We start from the raw sequence: 7,096 nt of genomic DNA, 5'->3' as shown, positions 1-7,096 counted from the left end.
CGAGCCGACGAGGCTGGGGAGGCGTGAGGCTGCGGTGCCGTGCGGCCGGGTGGGGGCTCAAAGGGGCAGCCGCGAGGGCGGCGTAGGCGACGAAAGCACCGCAAGGAGGGAGCGACAGCGACCGACTGAGGAGCGCAGCGAGCGTACGCCGCCCTCGAGGCTGGGGCTTTGGAGATGTTCGTCGATGATCTGCTGTCAACCACATACGACCGAGCGGCTGGGGATTTTGGAGCGTTCCCATCAGCGACGGGGACATATCACAGCGACTGCGCGAGGAGCACGACGTAGATGACGGCGTTGTAGACGCCGTGCGCGAGGCCGGGCACCACCACGTTCTCCGTGCGCTCGTAGAGGACCCCGAGCACCGCGCCGAGCACGACGACGACGGCGACGTACGCCCACCGCTGGCCGGGGCTCCCCGAGACCGAGGGCAGGTGAACCAGCCCGAACGCGAGGCTGGCGAGCAGGATCGCCGGGGCCGCGTCGAACGCGCGCCGGAGCCCGCCCTGGACGACGCCCCGGAACAGGGCCTCCTCGACCGGTCCGACGACGAACAGCGAGACGGCGACCATGACGAGGTAGTACGTCACCGGGTCGCCGTCTGGCACGACCGCCTGGTTCTGTCCGGTCGTGAGCCCGATCTCCCCGAGCACGAACAGCGCGCCGTACTGGAACGCGAACAGGGCGAGCCCGCCGCCGAGGACGAGCCCGGCGTCCCGGAGCGTCGGCCGGGAGACGCCGACGAGCCCCCACTGGTCGGTGATCGCGAGGTAGCCGACGACCGCGACGAGGAACCCGACGAACTGCAGCAGGGTCCGGAACACCTGGAGGCCGGTCGTCCCCTCACCCACCAGCCCGAGCGAGACGGCGAACTCGGAGACGGGCGTCGTCACCGCGCCGGCGACGAGGAGCGCGAGGAGGACCGCGAACGCCGCGCTCGCGAGACGGAGGACGCTGTTCATCGGTTCGGGCGGCGTCTCGCTCATCGGCGGTCGTACGGGTCGGGGGGGTTTATCGGCACCGGAAGGCGAACTGCGTCGCGTCGGCGTCGGTGAGCGACGTGGCGGCCCGCGACGCGCCGGCGCGCGAGTCCCCGCCGCCTCACCGCTCGACGCGCAGTTCCCGCTTGTCGGCCACGGCGTCGGCCTCGGGGAAGTCCCCGCCGCCGAGCAGCCCGCGAGCCGCCTTCTTCCCCCACTCGACCGCGGGCTGGGTGAACGTCGAGACGCTCGCCAGCTCGCCGTACAGCACGCAGGCGGCCTCCATCCCGTAGAGGAGCTCGCCGAGGCTCCGCTCGTCGACGCCGTCGATCTCGACGCGGACGTTCGGCACGTCGGCGGCCGCGAGGCTCGCCTCGGTCGCCTCGAACTCGGCGTCCAACAGCTCCCCGAGCGACGAGCCGCCGAGGTACGCGAGCCCGTCGAGGTCCGTCTCGGGGATCGGCGTCTCCGCGCGTTCAGTCGGGCGGATCAGCGACACGAGCTTGTCCGGCGGGCCGGCGCGGTATAACTGGAGCTGAGAGTGCTGGTCGGTCGCGCCGAGCGCCCGCGCGGGGGTCTGGCCGAGCCCGTCCTTGCCGAGGCTCTCGGCCCACAGCTGCGCGAACCACTCCGCGAACGTCTCCAGCGACTCCGCGTACGGCATCACGGCGTTCGTGAGCGCGCCGCGCTCCGCGAGGGCGTACGTCGCCGCGCCGTAGGCGTACGCGGGCGTCTCGAACAGCGAGCCCGACAGGGCCGCCATGCCGTCGCGCCCGCCCGCCAGCACGGCCTCGACGTCGTGGCCCTGCAGCGCCGGCACCGCGAGCCCGACCGTCGAGAGCGCGGAGAAGCGCCCCGGCACCCCGTCGGGCACGTCGAGCGCGGGGAGGTCGTGGTCGTCGGCGAGCGCCCGGAGGTTCCCCTCTTCGCCCGTCGTCACGAGGGTGCGCTCGGTCCAGTCGACGCCCGCCTCCGTCATCGCCTCGCGGACGACGAGGAAGTTCGCGAGCGTCTCCGCGGTCGTCCCGGACTTCGAGACGACGTTGACGACGGTGTCGGCGAGCGGGAGCCGGTCGAGCAGCGCGTCGACCGCGTCGGGGTCGACGTTGTCGAGGAAGTACGCGTCCACGTCGCTCTCGAGGGCGTTCGCGATCGTCGCCGCGCCGAGCGCGCTCCCGCCGATCCCGACCGTCAGCACGGCTTCCGGGCGGTCGAACCGGTCGGTCGCCGCCCGGATCGCCTCCGCGTCGGTCGTCTCCGGCAGGGTCAACGCGGCGTAGCCGAACTCGTCTCCGTCCATCCCGGCGTCGATCCGGTCGTGCGCGTCCGCCACGCGCTCGTCGAGGCGCTCCAGCGTCTCGTCGGTGAGTCCGGGCGTCGTCTCCAGTGCGTTGCCGAGGTCGACGTTCATACCTCCCTACGCGGGCGACCGAGTCTTAAAACCGGTCCTCTGCTCGCCGACCGCCCTCTCCCCTCAGTCGGCCGGGATGACCGCCTCGTCGTCGTCGAGCGCCGGACGGCCGAACCAGTGGTCGAACGCGAGCGGCCCGGAGCCGAGCGTGAAGACGGCCGAGGCCATGCCGAACAGCGCGACGTGGGCGAGGACGGGGTCGTCGGGGAGCCCGAACAGCGTCGTCGTGAACAGCACGAACGAGAGCGCGGCCGCGCCGCGGGTGAAGAAGCCCGCGATCAGCGCGACGCCGACAGCGATCTCCGTCACCCCGGCGCCGACGACCCACAGTCCGGCGTCGACGGGGACGACCGACGTGAGGCCGTACTTCTCGACGACGAGCAGCGCGCTCCCGGGGTCGGCGAGCTTCTGAATCAGCCCGAGGTAGACGAACGAGATCCCCATTCCGACCCGGAGCACGGTCGGAACGTACCGCCGTAGCGGGGCGGTCGACTCGTCCAGGAACCCCTTCAGGTGATGGACGGGATCGATCCGACCGTAGTACGACCCCGGCGTGCTCGCGACCTCCAACAGCATGTCGTCGGCGCTCGGCCGGCCGCCGCCGAGGATCGCAAGCGCGACGAACACCGGGACGTACTCCACCGCGAGGACGACGATCGGGTCGACGGCGAGGAACACCCACGCGTAGGTCAACAGCCCAACCGTCGAGACGATCCGGGTCGCGAGCCCGAAGAGGAGACAGAAGCCGAGCCCGATGAACAGCACCCGGAGGAGCGGGCTCGCCCCGGTGTCGAACGAGAGCGTCGGCGCGAACAGGTACCCTTGGAAGCCGGCGCCGACGAGCGGGAGGCCGACGGCGAGTCGCAGCATCCACGCGACGAGGTCGCCGTAGCTGGCGAGCTTCTCGCGGAGGACCACGACGTCGACGATCGTCGGACGCACCCACAGGTACGCCGCGATCCCGGCGGTCACGAGGAGGCCGGACCCAGCGAACAGCGCCGCGTTGAACGGGTCCGAGAGCACCTCGGCGGTGAACGCCACCGCGTCGATGGGATCGCCCGACCCCTCGGTGACGTAGTCGACGTGGGCGGCCGCCGGCCGCGCGGCGAGGGTCGCGACCAGTGCGAGTGCGACGATCGCGACCGAGCGGGAGCGAACGGACATACCTCGTCTAAGGGCCGGACGCACCTAACGGTATTTCTTCACGGACGTTCGCGAGCGACCGCGAGACGGCGATTTCGCGGCCGCGACGGCCGGCGCCTACGGCGCCCGGGCCACGACGCCGAACGTCTCCGTGCGCGTCGATTCGGAGACGACTTCGAACCCGGCCGCCTCCAGCGCCGCCACCGCGTCGACGGCGGCGAAGCGCTCGTCGGTCGGGGGGCCGCCGTCGCCGTCGCCGTCGGCGCTCCAGTCGAAGGTGACGAGGGACCCGCCGGACCGGATCGTCCGCGCGAGCTCCGCGAGCGCCGCGTCGCTCGCGAACTCGTGGTACGTCATCGTCGAGAAGGCGGCGTCGAGCTCGCCGTCCGCGAACGGGAGGTCCGCCACGTCGCTCACGACGAGTTCGACGTTCTCCGGCACGCCCTTCTCGCGGTACCGGTCGTGCATCTCGGGCTGCACGTCGACGCCGTAAACCGTCTCGGCGTGCGGCGCGACGTCGTCGGTGTAGAACCCGGTGCCGCTGCCGAGGTCGGCGACGACCTCGACGTCGGCGGCCGCGAGCGGACCGACGAGCTCCTCGGCGGACACCCAGCGGTACCGGACTTCCGGACGCTCCAGCTCCGACGCTCGGTCGACGTCGAACGTGTGAAAACCCATGCGAGGCCTTGAGCGTCGAGTGTGAAAACGAGTCCGGTCCGCCGGACCGCGATCGTCTGCGGACCGCGCGACGGCCCGCCGCCGTCACCACTCCGCGGCGAGCGCGTCGACCAGCCGGTCGACCTCGGACTCGGTCGAGACGGCGTGGATCGAGGCGCGGACCGCGTCCGGGTGCGGCAACGAGCGCACGACGATGTCACGCTCCGCGAGCCGCTCGACCGTCGCGTCGGGGTCGTCGACGTCGACCGTGACGAGCCCGCTCTCGAACTCTCGGGGGCTCAGGAGTCGGTCCTCGGGGACGCCCTCCTTGAACCGGTCGGTGAGCGTCTCGATCCGCGACTCGATCGCGTCGAGCCCGACCGCGTCGATCGCGTCGAGCGCCTCGCTGAGGCCGACGTGGGCGGCCGCGGTCGTCGAGCCGACCTCGAACCGCTTCGCGCCCTTCTTGTACTCGATCTCGTCGGCGTTCGGGTCGTCGACGCTGCGGTACCCCACGGTCCGCGGCGCGAGCCCGACGGCGGTCTCGCGGTCGACGTAGAGGAAGCCGGCGCCCCACGGCCCGAGGACCCACTTGTGGCCCGCGGCCGCGACCGCGTCGGCCCCCCACGCCGAGACGTCCAACGGGCCCTGTCCGGGCGACTGGACGGCGTCGACGAGGGTGAACGCGCCGGCCTCGTTCGCGACTTCGACGAGCTCGGTCACGGGGAGCCGCGTCCCGTGGGTCCACGTGATCGCGCTGAAGCAGACGAGGCGCGCGTCGGCGACCGCCTCGGCGTACTCCTCGCGGTCGACTCGGCCGTCTTCGGTCTCGAGGACGCGGACCTCGACGCCCTCGCGTTCGAGCCGCTTCCACGGGAGGACCCCGGCCGGGTGTTCGAGGTCGGTCCGGACGACGACGTCGCCGGGCTCCCAGTCGATCGCGCCGGCGATCCGGTTGATCCCGTCGGTCGTGCTCTCGGTGAGGGCGATCTCCTCGGGCTCGGCGCCCACGAACGCGGCGATCCGCTCGCGAACCGACTCGTACGTCTCGAAGGCGTGGCCGTACGGATCGGTCGTCGCCGAGCCGTACTCGTGGTCGGCGATGAACCCGGCGGCGGCCTCGACGACGTACTCCGGGCTCGGGCCGTGCGCGCCGAAGTTGAAGTACGCCGCCTCACCCAGCGCCGGCACGTCGGCGCGCAGCTCTCGGTGCGTCATCGCGTCGTCTCGGGTCAGCACCTCGCCGTCGAGGTCGGCCATTCAGGCTGCGTGCTCCGCGATCGCGTCGGTCAGCACGTCCTCGGTCTGGGCGCCGACCATGCGGTCGGCGAGCTCGCCGTCGGCGAAGACGAGCAGCGTCGGGATACCCTGCACGCCGTACTCGCCCGCGAGCGACTGGTGGACGTCGACGTCGACCTTCAGGACGGCGGCGTCGGTGTCCGCGGCGACCGCCTCCACGGCGGGCTCCATCATCCGGCACGGGCCGCACCAGTCGGCGTAGAAGTCGACGAGGACCACGCCGTGCTCGGCGACGAGGTCGTCGAACTCGTCGGGGTCGGACAGCTGGATCGGCTCCGCGGGAACGGATTCGGTTGAACTCATACCCACAGGTACGCCTCCAGCGGTGATAATAGTTTTGGGTGTTTCGTACAATATCGTGTGGAAGAGTGTCACCGAGCGGACCGGTCGGGAGACGCGACCGCCGACAGCCATTTTGCGCTGACGCGTCCTCGTTGCACTCGATGACCGACGCGAGCCCGACCGACGCGACGTCAACCGACGCCGAGCGCCGGGCGCGGTCGCACCGTGCGCGGCTGCTCGCGACGCTGCGCGTCCAGTACCCGGACGCGCTCGCCGACCGCGGCTACCGGCTTCTCCACCCGGAGACGGGGGATCCCTACACCGGCGACCGGCGACACTTGGTCGCGACCTGCCGGTCGGCCGCCAACTTCGCGCTCGGCGCCCTCGCGGACGGCCCGGACTGGTGCGTCCCGGCGGCCGAACACGGCCTGACGTTCCTGCGCGAGGCCCACCGGAGCGACGACGGCGGCTATCGGCTCGTCGTCACGGCCGACGGCGACCCCGTCGACCGCACCCGATCGGCGTACGGCCACGCGTTCGTCCTGTTGGCGTACGCCCGCGCCGCGGAGGCCGGGATCGACGGCGCCCGCGAGGGGGTCGCGGCGACGCACGCGCTGATCGAGGAGCGCTTCCGCGACGACGCCGGGCTGCTCCGGAGCGACTGCGACGCCGAGTGGACCGAGGTAGAGCCGTATCGCGGCCAGAACGCGAACATGCACGCCTGCGAGGCGTACCTCGCCGCCTACGAGGCGACGGGCGAGGACCGGTACCTCGACCGGGCGCGCCGAATCGCCGAGGCGATGACGGTCGATCTGGCCGCCGAGACGGGCGGGCTCCTCTGGGAGCACTACACCCCCGAGTGGGAGCACGACTTCGGATACAACGCGGACGAGCCCCGCCATCAGTTCCGCCCACCGGGGTACCAGCCGGGTCACCACGCGGAGTGGGCGAAGCTCCTCGCGCTCCTCGACCGGTACGACGCCGACGGGCCGGGGGGCGCGGGAGGCGCCGCCGATGCCGACGACCCTTCCGGCGACGCCGACGGCGGCACCGACGGCCCTTCCGGCGACGCCGACGGCGGCACCGACGGCCCTTCCGGCGACGCCGACGGCGGCACCGACGGCCCTTCCGGCGACGGCTGGGACGAGCGCGCCGCCGAGCTGTTCGACGCCGCCGTCGATCACGGCTGGACGGAGAACGGGTTCGTCTACACCCACGCCGCCGACGGGACTCCGCTCGTCGAGGACCGGTACGGCTGGGCGCTCGCGGAGGCGATCGGGGCAGCCGCGGCGCTCGCGGAGCGGGCGGCGGCGCGCGGCGACGC

General features: G+C 72.3%; 7 protein-coding genes. 1 reads left to right on the top strand and 6 read right to left on the bottom strand.

The window, feature by feature from the left end; translation table 11 throughout:
- Positions 1 to 257: 257 nt before the first annotated feature.
- The 6 genes from DJ73_RS15720 to trxA all read right to left on the bottom strand — a co-directional run bounded on the left by DJ73_RS15720 (position 258) and on the right by trxA (position 5,793).
- The gene (locus DJ73_RS15720; protein WP_094525232.1) at positions 258 to 986 is read right to left on the bottom strand and encodes a CPBP family intramembrane glutamic endopeptidase; all 729 of its coding nucleotides are present in this window, start codon (positions 984 to 986) and stop codon (positions 258 to 260) included.
- A gap of 115 nt (positions 987 to 1,101) precedes the next feature.
- Positions 1,102 to 2,391, bottom strand: coding sequence for a glucose-6-phosphate isomerase (locus DJ73_RS15715; RefSeq protein ID WP_094558425.1), 1,290 nt, complete (start codon positions 2,389 to 2,391; stop codon positions 1,102 to 1,104).
- 63 nt (positions 2,392 to 2,454) lie between these two features.
- Positions 2,455 to 3,555, bottom strand: a complete 1,101-nt coding sequence (locus DJ73_RS15710; protein ID WP_094525230.1) for a DoxX family protein — start codon at positions 3,553 to 3,555, stop codon at positions 2,455 to 2,457.
- Positions 3,556 to 3,651: 96 nt separating this feature from the next.
- Entirely contained in the window at positions 3,652 to 4,212 is a 561-nt protein-coding gene (locus DJ73_RS15705) for a class I SAM-dependent methyltransferase (RefSeq protein WP_094558424.1), read from the bottom strand.
- Positions 4,213 to 4,296: 84 nt separating this feature from the next.
- Positions 4,297 to 5,451 (bottom strand): aminotransferase class V-fold PLP-dependent enzyme, encoded by a 1,155-nt coding sequence (locus tag DJ73_RS15700; protein ID WP_254921683.1) that lies wholly within the window; start codon positions 5,449 to 5,451, stop codon positions 4,297 to 4,299.
- Positions 5,452 to 5,793, bottom strand: coding sequence for a thioredoxin (gene trxA / locus DJ73_RS15695; RefSeq protein WP_094558423.1), 342 nt, complete (start codon positions 5,791 to 5,793; stop codon positions 5,452 to 5,454).
- A gap of 140 nt (positions 5,794 to 5,933) precedes the next feature.
- On the opposite strand from trxA, the gene DJ73_RS15690 reads away from it, so the two are divergent.
- The coding region (locus DJ73_RS15690; RefSeq protein ID WP_094558422.1) for an AGE family epimerase/isomerase at positions 5,934 to 7,096 on the top strand (1,163 nt) is incomplete at its 3' end.

Origin of the sequence: Halorubrum sp. Ea1 (assembly GCF_002252965.1) — an archaeon.
Taxonomy (GTDB): Archaea; Halobacteriota; Halobacteria; order Halobacteriales; family Haloferacaceae; genus Halorubrum.
Note: the sequence above shows the minus strand (reverse complement) of the source record. Positions and strands in the feature narration are given on the sequence as shown.

Coding starts and splice junctions, on each gene's coding strand:
- trxA (WP_094558423.1), bottom strand. CDS start 5,793: ATGAGTTCAACCGAATCCGTTCCCGCGGAGCCGATCCAGCTGTCCGAC.
- DJ73_RS15715 (WP_094558425.1), bottom strand. CDS start 2,391: ATGAACGTCGACCTCGGCAACGCACTGGAGACGACGCCCGGACTCACC.
- DJ73_RS15705 (WP_094558424.1), bottom strand. CDS start 4,212: ATGGGTTTTCACACGTTCGACGTCGACCGAGCGTCGGAGCTGGAGCGT.
- DJ73_RS15700 (WP_254921683.1), bottom strand. CDS start 5,451: ATGGCCGACCTCGACGGCGAGGTGCTGACCCGAGACGACGCGATGACG.
- DJ73_RS15720 (WP_094525232.1), bottom strand. CDS start 986: ATGAGCGAGACGCCGCCCGAACCGATGAACAGCGTCCTCCGTCTCGCG.
- DJ73_RS15710 (WP_094525230.1), bottom strand. CDS start 3,555: ATGTCCGTTCGCTCCCGCTCGGTCGCGATCGTCGCACTCGCACTGGTC.